This is a genomic window from Proteiniclasticum sediminis, assembly GCF_018128025.1.
GTDB lineage: Bacteria > Bacillota > Clostridia > Clostridiales > Clostridiaceae > Proteiniclasticum > Proteiniclasticum sediminis.
In genome coordinates, this window is the sequence record NZ_JAGSCS010000004.1 from 57,648 (window position 1) to 76,716 (window position 19,069).

22 protein-coding genes are annotated in these 19,069 nt (G+C 57.1%); all 22 read right to left on the bottom strand.

Translation table 11 applies throughout. The features are described 5' to 3' along the window. Nucleotides 1-143: 143 nt before the first annotated feature. A complete protein-coding gene (locus KCG48_RS04580; RefSeq protein WP_211800137.1) occupies nt 144-851 on the bottom strand; it encodes an ABC transporter ATP-binding protein in 708 nt (235 codons plus the stop codon). Then, nucleotides 851-1,618 (bottom strand): ABC transporter ATP-binding protein, encoded by a 768-nt coding sequence (locus tag KCG48_RS04585; RefSeq protein ID WP_211800138.1) that lies wholly within the window; start codon nt 1,616-1,618, stop codon nt 851-853. Before KCG48_RS04585 ends, KCG48_RS04580 begins: the two co-directional genes overlap by 1 nt. Further along, nucleotides 1,602-2,624: a branched-chain amino acid ABC transporter permease gene (locus KCG48_RS04590; RefSeq protein WP_211800139.1), complete on the bottom strand. Its 1,023-nt coding sequence runs from the start codon at nt 2,622-2,624 to the stop codon at nt 1,602-1,604. The genes KCG48_RS04585 and KCG48_RS04590 overlap by 17 nt, the downstream gene beginning before the upstream one ends. Before the next feature lie 2 nt (nt 2,625-2,626). Then, nucleotides 2,627-3,520 carry a branched-chain amino acid ABC transporter permease gene (locus KCG48_RS04595; RefSeq protein WP_211800140.1) on the bottom strand — a complete coding sequence of 298 codons (894 nt, stop codon included), beginning with the start codon at nt 3,518-3,520 and terminating at the stop codon, nt 2,627-2,629. Between the two features lie 23 nt (nt 3,521-3,543). Continuing rightward, entirely contained in the window at nt 3,544-4,698 is a 1,155-nt protein-coding gene (locus KCG48_RS04600; RefSeq protein ID WP_211800141.1) for an ABC transporter substrate-binding protein, read from the bottom strand. A 344-nt stretch (nt 4,699-5,042) separates the two neighbouring features. Further along, nucleotides 5,043-5,594: a BMC domain-containing protein gene (locus KCG48_RS04605; RefSeq protein ID WP_211800142.1), complete on the bottom strand. Its 552-nt coding sequence runs from the start codon at nt 5,592-5,594 to the stop codon at nt 5,043-5,045. Beyond that, nucleotides 5,591-6,928, bottom strand: coding sequence for a 4Fe-4S dicluster domain-containing protein (locus tag KCG48_RS04610; protein WP_211800324.1), 1,338 nt, complete (start codon nt 6,926-6,928; stop codon nt 5,591-5,593). Before KCG48_RS04610 ends, KCG48_RS04605 begins: the two co-directional genes overlap by 4 nt. Before the next feature lie 16 nt (nt 6,929-6,944). Next, nucleotides 6,945-8,351: an aldehyde dehydrogenase family protein gene (locus KCG48_RS04615; protein ID WP_211800143.1), complete on the bottom strand. Its 1,407-nt coding sequence runs from the start codon at nt 8,349-8,351 to the stop codon at nt 6,945-6,947. A 9-nt stretch (nt 8,352-8,360) separates the two neighbouring features. Continuing rightward, on the bottom strand, nt 8,361-9,305 hold the full coding sequence (locus KCG48_RS04620; protein ID WP_211800144.1) for a cob(I)yrinic acid a,c-diamide adenosyltransferase: 945 nt from the start codon (nt 9,303-9,305) through the stop codon (nt 8,361-8,363). Between the two features lie 16 nt (nt 9,306-9,321). Continuing rightward, on the bottom strand, nt 9,322-9,606 hold the full coding sequence (locus KCG48_RS04625; RefSeq protein ID WP_230977009.1) for a EutN/CcmL family microcompartment protein: 285 nt from the start codon (nt 9,604-9,606) through the stop codon (nt 9,322-9,324). Continuing rightward, nucleotides 9,607-10,308 carry a hypothetical protein gene (locus tag KCG48_RS04630; RefSeq protein ID WP_211800145.1) on the bottom strand — a complete coding sequence of 234 codons (702 nt, stop codon included), beginning with the start codon at nt 10,306-10,308 and terminating at the stop codon, nt 9,607-9,609. Next, the gene (gene eutJ / locus KCG48_RS04635) at nt 10,305-11,135 is read right to left on the bottom strand and encodes an ethanolamine utilization protein EutJ (RefSeq protein ID WP_211800146.1); all 831 of its coding nucleotides are present in this window, start codon (nt 11,133-11,135) and stop codon (nt 10,305-10,307) included. Before eutJ ends, KCG48_RS04630 begins: the two co-directional genes overlap by 4 nt. A gap of 11 nt (nt 11,136-11,146) precedes the next feature. Next, a complete protein-coding gene (gene pduL, locus KCG48_RS04640; protein WP_211800147.1) occupies nt 11,147-11,776 on the bottom strand; it encodes a phosphate propanoyltransferase in 630 nt (209 codons plus the stop codon). A gap of 12 nt (nt 11,777-11,788) precedes the next feature. After that, complete coding sequence (pduA, locus tag KCG48_RS04645) at nt 11,789-12,061, bottom strand: propanediol utilization microcompartment protein PduA (RefSeq protein WP_211800148.1); 273 nt, start codon at nt 12,059-12,061, stop codon at nt 11,789-11,791. Nucleotides 12,062-12,066: 5 nt separating this feature from the next. After that, nucleotides 12,067-12,738: a BMC domain-containing protein gene (locus KCG48_RS04650; RefSeq protein WP_211800149.1), complete on the bottom strand. Its 672-nt coding sequence runs from the start codon at nt 12,736-12,738 to the stop codon at nt 12,067-12,069. Beyond that, complete coding sequence (locus KCG48_RS04655) at nt 12,735-13,097, bottom strand: glycerol dehydratase reactivase beta/small subunit family protein (protein WP_211800150.1); 363 nt, start codon at nt 13,095-13,097, stop codon at nt 12,735-12,737. The genes KCG48_RS04650 and KCG48_RS04655 overlap by 4 nt, the downstream gene beginning before the upstream one ends. 11 nt (nt 13,098-13,108) lie before the next feature. Further along, complete coding sequence (locus KCG48_RS04660) at nt 13,109-14,911, bottom strand: diol dehydratase reactivase subunit alpha (protein WP_211800151.1); 1,803 nt, start codon at nt 14,909-14,911, stop codon at nt 13,109-13,111. 15 nt (nt 14,912-14,926) lie between these two features. Continuing rightward, nucleotides 14,927-15,430 carry a diol dehydratase small subunit gene (locus tag KCG48_RS04665; protein WP_211800152.1) on the bottom strand — a complete coding sequence of 168 codons (504 nt, stop codon included), beginning with the start codon at nt 15,428-15,430 and terminating at the stop codon, nt 14,927-14,929. Nucleotides 15,431-15,442: 12 nt separating this feature from the next. Further along, nucleotides 15,443-16,081 (bottom strand): propanediol/glycerol family dehydratase medium subunit, encoded by a 639-nt coding sequence (locus KCG48_RS04670; RefSeq protein WP_211800153.1) that lies wholly within the window; start codon nt 16,079-16,081, stop codon nt 15,443-15,445. 12 nt (nt 16,082-16,093) lie between these two features. Then, nucleotides 16,094-17,758: a propanediol/glycerol family dehydratase large subunit gene (locus KCG48_RS04675; protein ID WP_211800327.1), complete on the bottom strand. Its 1,665-nt coding sequence runs from the start codon at nt 17,756-17,758 to the stop codon at nt 16,094-16,096. 15 nt (nt 17,759-17,773) lie between these two features. Further along, nucleotides 17,774-18,547, bottom strand: coding sequence for a propanediol utilization microcompartment protein PduB (gene pduB / locus KCG48_RS04680; protein WP_211800154.1), 774 nt, complete (start codon nt 18,545-18,547; stop codon nt 17,774-17,776). A gap of 18 nt (nt 18,548-18,565) precedes the next feature. Continuing rightward, on the bottom strand, nt 18,566-18,847 hold the full coding sequence (pduA, locus tag KCG48_RS04685; protein ID WP_211800155.1) for a propanediol utilization microcompartment protein PduA: 282 nt from the start codon (nt 18,845-18,847) through the stop codon (nt 18,566-18,568). Between the last annotated feature and the right edge of the window lie 222 nt (nt 18,848-19,069).

Genomic DNA, 19,069 nt, shown 5'->3' on the forward strand with positions numbered 1-19,069 from the left:
GGTGATTTTTGGGGGATCTTCCTTTCCAGTATACTCCAAAGCCCTCCCTGGCCAAAGGAAGGAAGGGTATAAAGAAAGGGAAACCGCCGGAAAATACCCCGTACCTTTGGGCCATTTTCCGGCGGTGATTCCTTTGAACTTTCCTATTTTGCTTCCCCCAGATATGCCGCTTTCACCCGTTCATGGACCAGAAGCTCGGCACCGGTGCCTTCCAGCACCAGGCTGCCCGTTTCCAGCACATAGGCGTAATCGGCGATTTCCAGGGCTTTCTTGGCGTTCTGCTCCACCAGGAGGATGGTGTTTCCCTGGCGGTGGATCTCCTTGATGATGGCGAAAATGTCCTTCACCAGAAGTGGCGCCAGACCTAAGGAGGGTTCATCCATCATGAGAACCTTGGGCTTCAGCATCATGGCCCGGCCCACGGCCAGCATCTGCTGCTCGCCGCCGGAAAGGGTTCCGGCCTTTTGCCAGAGCCGTTCCTTCAGCCGGGGAAAGAGTTCGTAGATGTTATTCATCTCCTTCAAAATGGCGGCCTTGTCCGTGCGGGTATAGGCCCCCAGAATGAGGTTCTCCTCCACAGTGAGATTGGCGAAGACCTTACGGCCTTCCGGCACCAGGGCGATGCCCCGCTTCACGATGTCCATGGTCTTCATGGCAGAGATGTCTTCCCCGTCCTGGGTGATGGTGCCTTCCTTCTTCACCAGGTTCATGATGGCCCGAAGGGTGGAGGATTTTCCGGCACCGTTGGCGCCGATGAGGGTGACGATCTTATTGTCCTCAATGGTCATGTTGACGCCGCGAAGAGCACTGATGCCCCCGTAGCTCACATGGAGATTCTCTATTTTCAGCATTAGTCCACCCCCAGATACGCTTCGATGACTTTGGGATTGTTTTGGATTTCCGAAGGATTTCCTTCGGCGATGAGGATGCCGTGGTCCAGCACCAGAATCTTTTCACAGATGCCCATGACCACATCCATGTGGTGTTCAATGAGGAAAACCGTCAGGTTGAACTCCTTCTGGATCTCGGCGATGAACCGCATGAGATCCTGGGTTTCCTGGGGATTCATCCCGGCTGCGGGTTCGTCCAGAAGAAGCACCTGGGGATCCGTGGCCAGGGCCCGGGCGATTTCCAGCCGGCGCTGCTTGCCGTAGGGCAGAGAATGGGCCAGTTCATCCTTTTCCGCTTCCAGCCCCACCTTCTGAAGAAGATAGAGCGCCTTCTCATAGAAGGCCTTTTCCTGGCGAACGTAGCGGGGAAACCGCAACGAAGCTTCAAAAATATTCGACTTCAGCCGCAGATGGTTGCCGATGAACACATTCTCCAGCACCGTCATGTCCTTGAAGAGCCGGATATTCTGGAAGGTTCGGCAAACCCCGGCCTTGGCAATCTGGTCCGGCCGAAGATGAGACACCTCCAGATCCTTCTTTCCCTCCACATAGCGGATGGACCCTTCCGTGGGCTTGTAGACCCCGGTGATCATGTTGAAGATGGTGGTCTTTCCCGCGCCGTTGGGTCCGATGAGCCCCACGATGGTGCCCTCTTCGATGGTGGCGCTGAACTGATTCACGGCGACGACGCCGCCGAATTTCATGGTGACGTTATTTAGACTTAGCATATTTCTTCACCAGCAGGGCAATGGACTTCTTAATGCCGCTGTCCTTTTTAAAGATTACGACCAGCATGAGAATGAGGGAGAACACCACCATACGCATGCCGGGGATACCGGGGATCACCACAAAGCCCAGATTGATGGACTCATCCAGGAAGCGCAGGGCCTCCATGGACAGGGTGACAATGATGGCGGACACCACGCTGCCCGTAATGCTGCCCATGCCCCCAAGAACCACAATGAGAAGGATGTTGAAGGTGAAGGTGAACTTGAAGAGCGTGGGGTCGATGGTTCCCAGCTGGGAGCCTAAGAGGCCGCCGCCGATGCCGGCGAAGAAGGCGCCGACGATGAAGCTCATGAGCTTATGGGAAAAGAGGTTAATGCCCATGGCCTTGGCCGCGATCTCATCTTCCTTGATGGCCCGAAGGGCCTTGCCATAGCTGGAGTTCATGAGAAGAGTGATGAGGATCACCGTGAGAATGGCCAGGCCCCAGGTCCAGGCCGTGGTGGCGTGGTTAGGGATCCCCTTTAGGCCCAGGGCCCCGTTGGACAGGGACTGGGTGTTGATGAGGACGATGCGGATAATCTCCGAAAAGCCTAAAGTCGCAATGGCCAGATAGTCATCCGTCAGCTTCAAGACCGGCGCCCCGATGAGGAAGGCAAAGAATGCGGTGACGAACCCCGCCATGAGGATGGCTGGCAGGAAGCCCCACTGAAGGTTGGCGAAAAAGGGAATCATGGGCTTCATGTAGAAGTTCATTTCCTTATTAGCCGGGGTCATGGTGAGGATGGCGGTGGTATAGGCGCCCACGGCCATGAAGCCTGCATGGCCCAGGGAAAAGAGTCCCGTGAAGCCGTTGATGAGATTCATGGAGAGGGCCAGAATGATGTAGATGGCGGCCAGGTTCACAATCCGGAGGGGATAAGGATCCAGCACCGCATTGAGGACGAATAGGACCGCCACGGCCACAGCCAGAAGAATCAGTTTGGAGATGAGTTTTTTCTTATCCATGGTTACACCTTCTCTGCGATCTTCTCGCCCATGAGCCCTGTGGGCTTGATGAGGAGAATGAGGATGAGGAGGACAAAGGCGAAGGCATCCCGGAAGCCTGTCATGGACGGAATGGCCGCCACCAGGAGAATCTCTCCCAGGCCCAGAATGAAGCCGCCGATGACGGCGCCCTTAATGTTGCCGATGCCGCCGATGACCGCGGCGATGAAGCACTTGATCCCGGGAATAACCCCCATGAAGGGAAGAAGCTGCGGGTACTTGACGCCCCACATGATGCCGCCCACGGCGCCCAGCACCGAACCCACGAAGAAGGTCATGGAGATGACCCAGTTGATGTTGATGCCCATGAGGCTGGCCGCTTCATATTCCTTGGACAGTGCTCGCATGGCCATACCGGTTTTGGTCTTGTTGATCCAGTAGGTGAGGCCGAAGAGAAGGAGCAGCGTCACCACGGGGATGAGGATGGTCAGCATGCCCACGGACACTCCGCCCACCACCACCACTCCGGTGAAGATCTCCGGCACCGGGAAGGCCTTGGGCCTTCCCCCGAAGATCAGGATCGCAAGATTCTGAATAAGAAAGGAGGCGCCGATGGCGGAAATGAGCACGGTGATCCGGGCTTTTCCCCGAAGAGGCCGGTAAGCCAGCCGCTCGATGACGAGCCCTAAAGCGCCGGTTAAAAGCGCGGCCAGGAGAAACACCAGCCACCAGGGCAGCGGCGTGTACATCATCCCGTAAAAGGCGATATAGGCGCCGAGCATGAAGATCTCCCCATGGGCGAAATTCACAAGACGCAGGATGCCGTACACCATGGTGTAACCGATGGCGATGAGGGCATAAAGGCTTCCCAGGGAGATCCCGTTGGCCAGATGTTGAAACAGCGCTTGAATACTCATTGTATTCCCTCCAGTTTTACAGATTAAGGTTCGATGGTCATCAGATATTCAAACTTCCCATCGGTGACTTTATTGATGACAGCGGACTTCACGGCATCGCCGTTGGCATCCAGGGTGATGTTTCCCGTGGCGCCCACAAATCCCTTGGTGGCAGCCAGCGCATCACGGATGGCCTGGGGCTCGGCAGAATCCGCACGCTTGATGGCGTCAAGGATGAGCATATAGGCATCATAGCCCAGAGCCGCAAAGGCATTGGCATCCTGGTTGAACTTGGTTTTGTAGTCGGCCAGGAAGGTCTTGGAAACATCCGTCACCGGTGCCACAGCGGTAAAGTGGGAGGAGAAGGCTGCGCCTTCCACAGCAGCTCCGCCGATTTCCAGGAAATCGGGAGCTTCCCAGGTGTCGCCGCCCAGGATGGGGGCATCAATACCCAGATCACGGGCCTGCTTGATCAGGATGGCGGATTCGCCGTAGTTGCCGGGAGCGAAGATAACATCAGGATTCAGTCCCTTGATGTTGGTCAGCTGCGCGGTGAAGTCCTGATCGCCGGTGTTATAGGAAGAGGTTCCCACGATGCTGTTCTTATCGCCCGTGAGCTTGGTGAAGGCATCCACGAAGTACTTGGAGAGGCCCACGGAGTAATCCTGCTGCACATCCTGAATGATGGCGGCGGTGCGGGCGCCCAGTTCCTTGTAGGCATAGTTCGCCATGACCGTTCCCTGGAAGGGATCGATGAAGCAGACGCGGAAGTAGTAGTCATTGCCTAAGGTCACCAGGGGATTGGTCGGAGAACAGCCCACAGCCGGAACCTTGGCTTTCTTCACGATATCCCCGGCAGCCATGGAGAGGGAGCTGCCGTAGCTTCCGATGATGGCCACAACCTTGTCCTTGTCGATGAGCTTGGAAACGGCATTGGCGGCTTCCACCTTCTCAGACTTGTTGTCCACGATGACCAGTTCCACCTTCTTGCCCAGCACTTCACTCATCTTTTCATTGGCCAGCTTGATGCCTTCCACGGTCATCTGGCCGCCAGCGGCATTGGCACCCGTCAGGGGCTCAAAGACACCGATCTTGATGGTATCTCCACTGCCAGGGGTTGCCGCCTTATTTCCACAGGCGGAGAGGATTCCCAGAGCCATGAGGGCGGTCAGGGTAAGGGCCAGCGCTTTCTTTTTCATACAATCACTCCTCGTCATTTATTAACAAATCATTGCTGATCTGTAAATTTATTACAGTTTACGCCCACCGTGAGGTAAAGTCAATTGTATTTCATTGGCGTACATTATCTGACAACTTGAAACAGTTTACGCTTTTTGGGGGAATTGACAGATTCGTAAAAGGCTTCCAAGTGCCCACCGTTTCCATCATCAACCTGTAATTTGATTCCCAAATTAAATGGCAATTTCCCATTCCCCAGATTTCCCCCAAAATCCGTCCCTCAGCAACAGGAAACGATTCCAAAAGGATGAAAAGGGACCGGAAAAGTTCTTCTCCGGTCCAGACCTGTTAATGTTATCGCATTTTAGGTAAAGAGCTTTCGCACCAGCTCCGGATGGGCATTGGAAATGGCCACGGCGCAGAGCACATCCCCCATGGGCACAAACTTCTCCTCCACGGCCGCCACGGCCCGCCGCACGGCGGAAATCTCCCCGGAGAAGATGGTGAAGCCCTTGCCCCCTAGTCCTCGGGCAATGCGCACTTCAACGATCCGCACATTGGCCGCTTTTCGAGCGATGTCTGCGGTGATGATGGCATTTAGGGCCGACATGGTCTCAATGACCCCCACGTTTTCGATGCCGTCGATGTCCGCCGTCCCCGACAGGGCCGGGAGAATATCCGGATGGACATTGGCAATCATCTGGGCTTCGATGCGGAACACCCCGCCCAGGGTTTTCCCCAGCTCCACGGCATTTTTTACCTGGGCCAGTTCTCCGGTGAACACCGTGACATACTTGCCCGGGCAGATGGCGTTGGAGAGGAGCAGCTCCACATGGGAGGACTTCATGACCTCATCGGTGACCTCGATGCCCTTGGCGATGCTTTTGAACTCCAGGAGTCCGATGGAATTCTTCATGACTTCTCCCCCTTCTTCGTGATGGTGATCTTATTGCCGTTGAGATGGACGATGCCGCTGATGCTGGCATGCATATTCACGGCCATCTTGTTTCCCCCCTGGCCGTAGATGAGCTGCCCTTTTGCAACCTCATCCCCGTCCTTCACCAAGGGCACCGACGGTGCCCCAATGTGCTGCTTAGCGGCGATGTTTACCTCGGTGAACTCCCGCTCCACCTTCTCTAAAGGAGCCGGCACATCGTACTTATAGAGATCCAGCCGATACACCAGCTTTTTCACGGGGAAGCCCCGAAGATCCAGGAAGGGGTGGACGGTGAGGTCCTTTCGGCAGTTGGAGTTCTTCACCCCTGCCGCCGTCAGTTCCTTCTTTAAGTAGATATTTACTTTCCAGGGCTGCAGATTCATGATGCAGGCCTGCTCGCAGAGCCCGCATTCGCAGCAGAGGAAGGCTTCGTCCAGGGACGCCTGGGGATCCCCCAGGGAAGCGTAGCTGGCAATGCGCATGATCTTGCTGGGATGAAGCTTGTGCCCCAGAAGATACCGGGGACAGACATCGGTGCACAGATCGCAGTGGCAGCAGGCGGTTTTCGTTTCCTTCAGCACCGTGGCGATATCCTTTTCCTTGCTCTGGATGAGGCCATGGTCCTTGGGCAAAACGATGTAGCCCTTGGAGGTCTTCTTCACCGGGGTGTCGATGCTGTAGAGGATCTTCCCCATCATGGGGCCCCCGTCGATGACCTTAAACTCCGTCAGCTCCGTGCCTCCCGCCAGTTCCAGGGCTTCCCTGACGCTTATTCCCAGAGGAACCTTCACGGTCTTGGGCTGCCGGACATGGCCGGTGATGGTCATATACTTCTCCGTCACGGGAATCCCCCGGGAAGCCTGCTCGATATTCAGGAGCGTCTCCACATTGAGGACCACCACGCCCACCTGGAGGGGAATGCCCCCTTCGGGGACAATGCGCCCCGTGACGTCATGGACAATGTACTGTTCATCCCCTGCGGGATAGATGTTCTTCAGAAGATGCAGCCGTAGCTTGGGATAATCGCCAATCCTTTTGGTCAGTTCGTCCAGGGCTTCGTGGTACTTGGCCTTTAGGGCCAGCACCCCTTCCTTGGCTCCTACGAGCTCCACCGCCAGATGAAGAGCGGCGAGGACTCGCGAAGCTTCCTCCTTCATCAGGATCTGGTCCACCCGAAGGAGCGGCTCACATTCGGCGCCGTTCACCAGGACGTACTCGGCCTGGGCGTCCAGCTTCACATGGGTGGGAAAACCGGCGCCGCCGGCGCCCACGATGCCAGCTTCGGTGATTTTTTGCAGCAAATCGTTCAAGATTCCACCTCCTCATGCCTTACCGGATGTTAAAGCCTCCGATGAGCGCGCAGCGACGCTTTCGGGTAAAGGTGCTGGCCGAGGTCAGCCCTTCGCCCGTGGGTCCGGCGATGGTGAAGGTAGTATACCCTTCTCCGCCGACGCCGATGCCCGCATAGGATGGTCCATTTTTCACAAAAATCGTGGTCTGGATCCGATGGCCCATTTCCGTCAGCACATCAATGTCCTTGCTGTGGCAAATGGCCGTATGGCGGAAGCCATGCTCCACCTGGACTGCCAGATCAATGGCCTCCCAGGCATCCTTCACCCGGACCAGGGGCAGCACAGGCATCATGAGCTCCTCCACCACAAAGGGATGATCCTTCTCCACTTCCATGATGATAAGTCGGATGGAATCATCCACCTCGATGCCGATGGCTTTCAAAATCACCTTCGCATCTTTGCCGATGAAGTCCTTGTTGGGCTTCCACTTCTCTGGTACCAGAAGATTCGTAAGTTTATTGATGGTATTTCGATCCTTGATTTCATAGGCCCCATGCTTCTTCATGTTGAAGACCAGATAATCAAAGACCGCATCCACGATGATGCCTTCCTTCTCGGCGATGCAGGGCAGATTGTTGTCAAAGCTGGAACCGTCCACAATATCCTTGGCGGCCTTCTCGATGTTGGCCGTCTGATCCACCACCACCGGGGGATTGCCCGCACCGGCTCCGATGGCCTTTTTGCCCGAGGAGAGTACGGCCTTGACCAGCCCTGGTCCGCCCGTGGCACAAAGAATGCTGATCTTCTTGTGCTTCATAATCTGTTCCGATTTCGCCATGGTGGGTTCATCGATGGTCACCACCAAATTTTTCGGTCCCCCGGCCATGCGGATGGCTTCATTGATGAGCTCCACCGCCCGATTGGTGGCCTTGTAGGCTCCGGGATGGGGCGAGAACACCACGCTGTTGCCGGCGGCTACCATACCGATGGTATTGCAGATCACCGTCTCCGTGGGATTGGTGGAGGGGGTGATGGCGCCAATGACGCCAAAGGGCGACAGCTCCAGAAGGGTCAGCCCGTCGTCGCCGGTGAAGACTCCTGCCCGCAGGTCCTCCGTGGAGGGGGTCTTCTCAATGGCCAGGCGGTTCTTCACGATCTTGTCCGCCACGCGGCCCATGCCTGTTTCCTCCACCACCATGCGGGACAGCTCCTCCACATAGAGGAGAAGATGACTCTTGATGGTGTCCGTGATGCGCTTGCGGTCGGAAAGGGTCATCTCAAAAAGCTCCTTCTGGGCTTTCCAGGCGGCCTCCACCGCCTCATCGGGATCCTTGAAGATCCCCTTGTCCTTGGCCTTGTCCTCCTCATCGGCGGGTAGCTGGCTCTGCAGCTTCTCGCAGACTTCCCGCACCAGGCGGGTGAGATCCATATCCTGTATACTCATGATTCCACCTCAATCTTTCATGCTGGTCAGGCCTGCCAGGCAGACCGCCTTGTCTTCTTCCACGGTGCCGCCGCTGACGCCCAATGCCCCCAGAAGCCTGCCCTTGCTGTAGATGGGCATGCCTCCGGCAAAGGTCACCACATGGCCTCCATGGGTCTGTTCCAGGCCGTAGAGGGAAGCTCCGGGAAGGGTTTCCTTCCCCAGGTTCTCCGTCGCCGTTTGAAAATATACCGCCGTCAGCGCCTTGTCCCGGGAAATGGCGACGCTGCCCTTGATGGCCCCGTCCATGCGCTTCATGGCCTTCAGGCAGCCTCCGTCGTCCACCACCGAGAGGACCATGGGGATGCCCAGTTCCTTGGCTTTCTTTTCCGCTTTTCGTAGAATTTCCTCCGCTAACGTGTCAGACAGGGCTTCGGCGGAAAAGCTCTCCATATCCTTCTTTGTCCCTTCATCCTCATAGCGGCTCATGGCGTAGAGGGTATCCGACAAACGGTTCATGTACTGGAGAATATCCTCGCTGACTTCCTCCTCTTCCCCAAGGGTGAGGATCTCCCGTTCGGCAAACCGCACCTGGGTGCGGGCGCCATGGAGAAAGGCGGACCCTTTGGTCATGCCGGGGATGACGAACCAGGTCTTCTCCGGGAGACTTTTCGTAATTTCATCGATGACCCCTTCCAGAAAGGCGATGTCCGCTTTTCCGATGCGGATCTTGAGCTTCCTTCGGCCTTCCTCATCGGAGGCCAGCTCCCCGCCCAGGACAAAGAGCTTGTCCTGGATGACCCGGATCACCTTGATGAGGATTTCCGTTTCCATGAAGTTTGCCGCCACGCCTAAGGCTGCATTGGCCTGATCCACAGCGCCGTAGGCGCTGACCCGGAGGGAGGCCTTCTTCACCCGGCTTCCGCCAAAGAGGCCCGTTTCGCCCTTATCCCCGGTTTTGGTGTAGATCTTCATCCTGTCCCCTCCTTCCTCAGTAGAGCTCCACCGTATCGATGATGGCCACTATGGCCGCATCCACCGGGGTGCCTTCGGCAAAAATCGTCCGGGCGGACCCGCCCGTGGCGATGATCACCCGGTCCCGGAACCCCGCCCCCACCGTATCCACGGCGATGAGGGGATTGCCATAGGGGGTGAAGGTGGGATCCATGGGCTGCACAATGAGGAGCTTGGTCCCCACCAGCTTCTGGTCCTTGGTGGTGGCTACGACATTTCCTTTGACTTCCGCTAAATACATCTCATCACCTGTTCCCTTCATTCACGTTGAATCCCGAAGGATCTTCACACCTTTTTGCCGAAGATAATCCTCCGCCTCCGGGGTGAGCCGGAGATTTTTCGGAAGCACCTGTTCCCCTTCCCAGTTCATGATCTGGGCTTTGGTTAGGTAGCCCCCAAGGGGTACCGCAGTTTTCACGGGTACTGTCTTCGAGGGCTCTCCTGCTCCAGCCTTGGGGGGATTCAGAACCCGAAGACCCCAGGTGTGGAGAAGATCAAGGGTTTCCTTCATCTTCTTCATGAGGGGAGGATTCTTTCCCCGCAAAAAGTCGCCGCAGAGGGCGTAGGCGGGTTTTCCCAAAAAGAGCGCCGTGAAGAGGATTCCCCCTGCCGTGTCTTTTGGCCGAAGCTCCTTCAGCTCCAGCATCTCCAGAAAACGAAGCTCCGACACGAGGATGGCATCGTCTTCCTCCAAAAATTCCTCATAGGCCGCAAAGCGAAGGATTCCGCCGGGAATCACCGGGATTCCCAAAAACATGGGCTTCGCCAGGGCTCCCCCCTCCCGGGTGAGCAGATTCAGGATCCGAAAGGTCACCCCTTCCGCCTGAAGCAGGGCCATCATGGCCTCCAAAACCCTCCAGTTGGTGCCGTCCTTGAGAATAAGCAGCACTTGTCTTCGCCGCATCCTGGCCTCATAGCGGCGAAGGACTTCTTCCACGATTTGCTCAAAATGGATGTCCATCATCCGCCTCCCTTCCGTGCACAGAGGGCGATGCCCATGGGGGTCACCAGCATGGGATTATAGGGTTTCAGCGTCCTGATCCCCAGGGCGGCGGCAAAGTATTCCTCAAAGCCCGGCAGCGCCGAGCCTCCTCCCACTAGATATACCGCCTCCACAGCCCGTTCCCCCAAAAAGGTCTTCACGATGCGGGCCATTTTGTCGATGACGGGCAGCACCACATGGTAGATTTCCCCCTGGCGCTCCAAAGAGCATTTCAGGGCTTCTGCCTCCTCATAGGGGATGCCATAGCTTCCCGAAATCACGAGATTCATATGGTGGCCTCCTGTGGCTTCATCGTAAGTGTCCAGGACCTCTTCATCTTTTAGGATGGAGATGCCTGTGGTTCCTCCGCCGATGTCCACCACGGCGCCTTCAGTGACTTCCAGCACCTGGGCTGCTGCCGTGGGCTCATCCACAATGTTCACCACAGTAAATCCCGCAGCCTCCAAAACATTCCTCACGATCTTCGCCGAACCTTCCGAGACCCCTGGCGGAATGGCTCCCGCCCCCTTCACCAGGGGACGTCCCAGGAGCTGTTCCAGCTCCCGTTTCATCCGGCGCACCGTGTCCACGGCGCCCACAAAGTCCACCACGATGCCATCCCGCACGGCGGTGCCCCGTTGAAAGGCACCGGTGACGAGATTTCCCGCCTCATCCACCACACAGAGGACGATGGAGGCTGTGCCCAGATCCACCCCGGTATAGAGCTCCCCCGAAGGGATCACCGGGTTAACTTTTCCAATGAGGCCCTCAAAGGCCAAGATCCTCTCATTGACTTTCTCCATGTCCATGGGCCCACTCCTTAATGCTTGATCACTTTCAAAAGATCACCAGACCGGATGTTGCCGGCATTGGCCTCATCCAGATCCAGATGCATTTCTAACGCATACTTGTCCGAAACCCGAAGGAGAACGTCTTTAAAAGTCAGTCCCCGGGATCCTTCCTTTTCCACATCCACCAGATCACCGTTTTTCAGGCCATACTTCTCTGCCACCTCCGGTGGCATATGGATGTGCCGGTGTGCCGCAATGGCCCCCACGGGAAGCGTAACTTCGCCTTTGGGCCCCACCAGGGTCACACTGCCGGAATTCTCGATTTTCCCCGATTCCCGAATGGGAATCGCCACCCCCAGGGTGAAGCCGTCCGACAGGGACAGCTCCACTTGGGTGGCCTTTCGCAGGGGACCGAGGATCCGGACTTTCTTAAAGCTGCCCTTGGGGGTTTTAACCTCCAGAGTCTCCTCGGCGGCAAACTCCCCGGGTTGCTTCAGGTCCTTCATCTTTTTCAGTTCATAGCCCTTGCCGTAGAGGATGTCGAGATCCTCCCGGGTCACGTGGATATGCCGGTTTGACACACCCACGGGGACATAGAGGGCGTCTAGATATTTTTTCACGACTTCCTGAATCAGCTGTCTCAGTTCCGCCTGTTCCATGATCGTCTACCGCTAAAACTTCGGCAGGAAGATCTCGATGTCCGGATGGGGACGGGGAATGACATGGACGGAGACCACTTCGCCCACGGCTCTTGCAGCCGCAGCGCCGGCATCCACAGCCGCTTTCACGGCTCCCACATCGCCCCGGACCATGACGGTGACCAGTCCGGATCCGATTTTCTCGTAGCCGGCCAGTTCCACGTTGGCGGATTTCGTCATGGCATCGGCAGCCTCAATGGCGCCTACCAGTCCCTTGGTCTCAATTAAGCCCAATGCGTTGTTCATCTTCTTCACTCCTTCTCCTTATGGTGTATGCAGCGATTCCGGGGTTCCCCCTTCTTCCTCGGGCAGGTGGGATCCTGACAGAGGTTGCAGGTGGGTGTCCCCTTCTTCAAAGGGGTCTTTCGGGGTCGAGGCACTTCCATGGCGATCTTCACCAGCTCTCCGTTATCTACTGTCTCCGGTCCCGGCTCCGCCGGTTCCAGAAGATCTTCGGAGAAAGAGCTGTCCTCGAAAGGCTCCGCCTCTTCTTCCTTCGGCTCCTCCACAGGTTCCGTTTCCACCGTTTCTTCGGTGAAAGGCTGGGGTTCCACCGGGAGAGGTTCCTCCGAAGGGGTTTCCTCCACGGTTTCTGCCTCAGGCAGCGCCTCTTCCCGGGAGGGGTTCTTCTTCAGGGGCAGCTGATCCTCGGCCTTTTCCAAGAGCGTTTCCAGTCCCTGGGAAGGACGGGGAATCACCGTATGGGACCGGACCTTACCCTGGAGGGACCGCTCTGCCAAAATGGCGCTGACGGCCGCTTTCACGGCACTGACCTCCCCCGTGAGCTTGATGGTGTGCCATCCGCCACCCTTGGCGGCTTCCAGACCCTCCAGCTCCACGTTGGCGGCCTTGAGGGCGGTGTCCACCGCCACCACGGCGCTGGCCAGGCCCATCATTTCAATAAAACCGTATGCCTTTTTCATCCGTTTCCTCCTCCCATGCGGAAGGGAATCCCCTTCACCATGCGGGCCGCGTTGACCCCCAGGCTCCGGGCTTCTTCCAGGGTATAACTGAGCTTTTGGCGAAAGAGGAGATGCCCTTCGGGCAGTTTGTCGTGATAGAGCCCGGCGAAGGCGCTTTCGTCCACGCCGATGCCCACATCCAGCTGGGAATCCTTGCTGGCCAGATGGGCCAGATCCTCCAGGCGGCTTTCGTCGCTGTAGCGGATGATCCAGGGGATGCCCTCCTCCTCGATGCCGTAGGTGATTTCCTTGATTTTTTCCTGGGCCGTCATCTTCTCATTGACGCAGATGACCACACAGATGTTTTTCCGTTCATCCATCTCTTCCCCTCCTACAGCACCAGGCCCGTGGCCACGGCATTGCGGGGACCTAAGGATCCGCGGATATTTCCGCGGCCGGCCACCACCCCGTACTCCGCCAGAGCATCGGTGACAAGCTGGGGCACTTCAAAGTCCAGGGCCGAGCCTCCCACCAGCACCACATGTTCGATGCCCCGGATATCACCGGTGAGACTCACCTGGGAAAGGGCCCGAAGGGCGTTGGTGACAAAGACCTTTTCCTTGGCTTTTTTGCGGACAAACTTGATCTTCTCGATGGAGAGGTCTGCCTGAATGGGGACCATGCCCTCTTCCTTCAGAATCACCACCCGGGCGAAGAGTTTGGGATCCAAGGGTTTTTCGAAAAACTCCACCGACCCGTCCTCATGACGGATATGGAAGAGGCTTTCCGCCTTGGCTAAGGAATATTTCTTGATGTCTTCGGCCAGGTCAAAGCTCTCCAGGCCCAGCTCCGTCTGAATGAGGAGCGTCACCATGTTGCCCGCCCCGGCCAGATGGACGAGATGCACCCGTCCGTCCCGGGTCATGAGGGAGGCATCGGTGGAGCCGGCCCCCATGTCGAGAATGGCTAAGGGCACATCGGTACCCGGGGTGGTCAGGGCGCCTTTAATGGCCATCTGGGCTTCCACGCCCCCCACTTCCACCCGAACGCCTAACCGCTCCTCCATGGCATGGGCGATGAGCTCCATCTGAAGCCGATCCGCCTTCACCATGGCAGCCACGCCCACGGCGCTTTCCATGGAAAATTCTCCAGCGAGACCGCCAGTGACTTTCTGGGGCGAAATGGTGTCCACGGCCAAGAGGTCCTGGATCTTGATGTCGTTGTAGTTTTGCCCCGTGAGATTCGCCATGACGTGGCGGATCCTCTCCAGCATGCCCCCGGCATTGGTACCGGGTTCCCCCACGATGTCCTTCACCGGCTGGCACTGGGCCATGGCCTTCATGAGGCTCTGGGCCCCGTCGTCCACATTGACCTTCAGCCTGCGGTTTTCGCCCACCACCTGGATTTCCCCCGCCGGAATGCTTCGGAGCTTCACATCCCCTTTGGGGGTTTTGATGACCACCGCCGACCGGTTCCCGATGAGGGCCCGGGCGATGGGGACCACAAACTTCGTCTCCTCGCTGTCCAGATTGAACAGGGTGGCGATGCCGTAGGGGTTGGACAGCACTTCCACCACGGCGCCCACATGGGCCACCTCGATGGCCGTGAGCATCCCCTGGGGAATCTTCTCAAACAGGGTCACTTCATCGACAATGGGAATGGGCCGCTTCAGCCGGTTCACAATGAGCACGCCGTCATCATTGGCGGCGATGGCTCCCTTGACGGACACCCCTTTCTCCATGGCCCGGTTGATCCGCTCCGCGGATTCTTGGAAGCCCACCTCCCGGGGAAGGAGCACGATGACATCCTCCCCAGGCGGGATGGTTTCCAAATCCGCCAAGACGACCCCCTTGCCCACGCCGATGCCCAGCCCCCCCGGTGTCCGGGGGTTGTGGCCGATCATGGTGGACTCGGTGATGATGGTCTCCGTGATGGTTTCCATGGCCACGTCGCCGATGACCGGCGCCGCTTCATTGATGCGGATAAGGGAAAGGTCCGTGATCAGAAGACCCGCCTTTTCCAGGGCTTTGTTCAGGGAGTTGAAGATGCCGGGAATGTTGTCCCGGGTTCCCTTGATCCCCGTGGTGGTCACCAGGGCATCGGAAAGAAATTTCACTGTCCCGTCCTCCAGGACCCGGCCCACCGCCGTTTCGGTGGTGGCATTGCCGATATCGATGCCTGCTATGATTTTCATGCCAAAGCCTCCTGTCTACTCTTTCAGTCTGCCTCTCTTCTCATAAAGATCCGCGGCTTCCCGAACCAGCTTGCCGTTGACCTTGGCGGAGTATTTGCCTTCCAGCTCGTCGGCGATAGCTAATAGCTCCGCCTTGGTGGAACGGTAGGGACGTAGGGCGTTGTAGATTTCCAGAATGCGCTCATCCGGAATGGCAATGAGCTCTGCTGCGCGGCGAAGATTCACCGCAAAGGCCTCGCGGCCCACAGACTCCGCCACCTGGGCCTGCATCTCCAGCGTCTCCGGGGCGATCTTCACGTCATTGGCGGTGATGCTTCCGCTGAGGACACCGTCGATGGTGATGTCGGCCAGGGTCTTTCCCGTGGGAGCCTTGATGACTTCCGTCATTTTTTCACTGAGGGGATAATCCGCTTCCGTCACCCGGCGGGCGCCGCCAGCCTTGGGCTCGGTGTAGCTGGCTTTCGCCATGCCGGCCATGACTTCCCGGATCATTTGCTCCAGAACACTGTTATCAATCATTTCATTCCCTCCTTAGAATGTGATTTCAAGTTCGTCAGACAGCTTCTTGGGCACCACATGCTCCGTCTCCTTGATGTGGAGAAGGGCTGCAATGGCCTGGTACTTGGGTCGAGCCATCTGATCGTTCATGGTGGGCACCGGATTGGGCGACTCGCCCTTGGCATACTTGGCAGCATTCTTGCCGATGGCCCGGTACACGGAAAGATCCAGAAGCGGGGCCTGGGGGAAGAGCTCCAGATTGGACAGGGGAACCAGATCCTTGGAATGGATCACCGTGGTGCCCTTGCTCTGGATGCCGATGCCGATGCCGGACCCGGAAAGGGTAGCGGCATGGTGGGCGATGAAGGCCACGTCCGAGGTGTGGTAGACCTTGATGATGCGGGGCGTCAGCCCTTCTTCCTCCACACCGGCCATGACTTCCCTTAATACACTCTCATGGGGAACCTTGATGATGGTGCGGGTCTGGTGAACCCCGAAGGCGGGACCCACGGCGATGACCACTTCATCCTTGCGGCGGCCAGCCTCGGCGATGCCCTTGATGCGCATTTTCAGCGGACCCACGGGAACATCTTTCTTGGGCTTCTCGGCGCTGTTCATATTCTGCAGGACTTCTTCGATGATGCTTTTTAGAATTTTTTCATTGATTTCCATTGATCCATCCTCCTATTCAAAGTCCGCAGCCGATAGGGCGTTCTCGATGTCCTTGACTTCATTCCAGCGCTTCTCGCTCATGGCGTAGCCCGTGCAGGGACCCATGTAGTCATTCTTGTCATTGACGGCGCTCTTGACCTTGAAATTGTTGTCGATGATGGCGGAGGTGTGGAGATGGTCTCCGGAGACTCTCAGCTTCATCATGGCCAGGATGGTGTTTGCCACATCGTCATAGCCGGCTTTCTTCAGGGCCTTGATGATTTCCACGCCGGTGGTCTTGCTCTTCATGAGGTCGTTGCAGGCCTTGATGTCCTCCACCATGTTGCGGTCCGGCATATCCTTGGAGCCGTGGGCGTAGGTGGCCGCTTCCACTTCCTCATCGGTGATGAGGGGGAAGTTCATTTCCTTGAACACGGCCTGGAGTACCTTGGCGGCCTTATTGCGGATCTTGATGACTTCCTCCTCCTTCACGGGGCGGAGTCCTCCGTCGACCTTCAGGTCGCGCTGGAGTACATTGTAGTCATCATAGTCCTCGGCATCAAAGTTCGAACCGGCGAACATGTTGTCATAGTTGGGAACTGCCGAGTAACCGGAGAAGATGAAGTCCGTTCCCGGGATCATCTGCATGAGGGTACGGGCGGTTCGGCGGATATCGGAATGGGAGAAGGTCTGGTCATTGCCCGAGGCCACTTCCAGATCCATCATGCAGGTAAGGACGTTCTCGGCGAGGACCGCACGGATTCCCGAAGGAACAGCGCCAGGAACGCCGATGCAGGAGATGGATCCATTCTGAAGACCCTGAACGCCGGCACCTTTGGTGATGAACACGCAGCGTGCTTCCAGATACAGCATGGATTTGGATTCCGCATAGCCCATGAGAACTTCGGAACCGGTTCCTGAGGTGAATCTCATCTTCAGGCCACGGGAAGCATAGGCGGAGGCCAGGAAAGCCTTGGACCACGGTGTATCGTCGCCATCGATGAAGACCTGCTCCGTACCATAGACGGATACGGTTTCGGCATAGGCCGTGAAGCCCTTCATGCCCAGGGTCAGCTCCGTGGCTTCTTCCACGGCGCACTGGGTGAGGACGCCGGGTCTTCCCACATTGGCACCGACCAGCAGCGCAATGGCATTGAATGGAGCATAGCGGGCCACAGCCACGGTGGTTTCCTGCTCATCGAATCCACGAAGAGCAGCTTCCGCAGCTTCGGCGGCGATGAGGACCGGATTGTCCTTGACGTTGGTCACGTGGCACTGGTTGGACGGCGTCTTTCTTGCGCGCATCTTCGTCAGGGCCATCATGAGCTCCAGCACATTCATCTTGGACAGAACTTCCGTGGCCTTTGCCGGGGTCAGGGACTTGGTGATCTTCACCAGTTCATTGCGGGGAACATTGATGTCCACCAGCATATGGGCAATGGCTTTCGAATCCATGGCCATGACTTTTTCGGCGTTGGTGAGCTCGATGGAGTTGTCGGCGATGAAGGTATCGATGAGGTCAAAGTCCTCTCGCTTCTTGCCGTCCAGTTCCACCACGACACCGTTTTGGATCTTGATGCTGGGCTTGGGGTCCAGCGGGGAATCCATGGCGATGAGGCCCACTTCTGGCCATTCCTTGAGGAATCCGTCCTTATTGACCGGGCGGTCACGCAGAACTTCAAATCGTTTGGATTTCATCATTCATCCCCCCTGTTAAATGTAAGGCTTCGTCGATGACGGCGCAGGCTCATTTCCTAAAGTTTCCAGAAGCTTGATGCCCAGTTCCCGGGCAGCGATGACGGCCTGACGGACAGCGCCGGAATCTCCGCTGATGAAGAGAATGGCCTCGTTGGTGAAGGACGTGGTGGACGGGGAGGCATAGAGAACGATGTCCACATTGGCGGCCTTGACGGCGGTATCGGCGATGACGACGCCGATGGCGGCAGGAGCACCGACGATGAGGCCGAAGGCCTTGCCGATGGGGGCTCCCCAGGCTTTATTGCAGGCATAGCTGGCTCTTGCGGTGTACTGCAGCTCGATATGTCCGGCATTGTTGCCATAGACATCGCCAAAGGTACGATCCAGTTCCTTCAGGGTAACTTCCACAGCGCGCCTTGCATCGGACACATCTTCAGCGCCGAAAAGGATCAGACAGCCGTGGCCAGCTCCGCCCTTGGTATCCCGGGGAAGCTCGATGGAGATAATTTCCGTATTGGTGGCCTTGACGGCTTCATCGGCGGCCATGATGTGGGGGCCGGCTCCGGTGCGGGCACCGATAATACCGATGGATTTGTACTTGGGATCAATCTTCATAAAACCGTGCAGGTGGTGGTCCACATTGGCAATGACCAGGCCGATGGTATCCCCAATGGCCGTGCCCACAAATTCTGTGACGCCGGGGTTCCCGATGACCCGGGGGGCTTCCTTCTTCTCGCCCATTTTCTTCATGACCTCGTCCATGACTCTTTCCATTAAGTTCTCATCCATTTTTTCCCATCCTCCTTGTTATTCTTCGGTCTTGGGCAGAATCTTCTCAACATCTGTGTGGGGTCTTGGAATCACATGAACGGAAACCACTTCGCCCACTTTGCTGGCTGCGGCGCAGCCGGCATCGGTGGCAGCCTTCACGGCGCCCACGTCTCCCCGGACCATGACGGTCACGAGGCCGGATCCGATCTTGGTGTAGCCCACCAGGAACACATTGGCGGATTTCACCATGGTGTCCGCGGCTTCAATGGCCCCGACCAGTCCCTTTGTCTCGATCATTCCCAGTGCTTCTTTTTGCATGATTTTTCCTCCTTGGGTTTAATTTGGGGATTGGATACGTTTACTTCCATTTCCATGATAAAAAATAAACCTCCGAAACCCGTTACACTAAAAATTGAAAGATAGGTAATTTTTTATGGAGGTCATTTCCCGCTGAAACTTTTTTATCCCCCACTGCGACATTTTGGAAAATTCGCATAAAAAGGGCAAAAAGAAAAGCTGCCCTAAGGCAGCGGGGTTAAT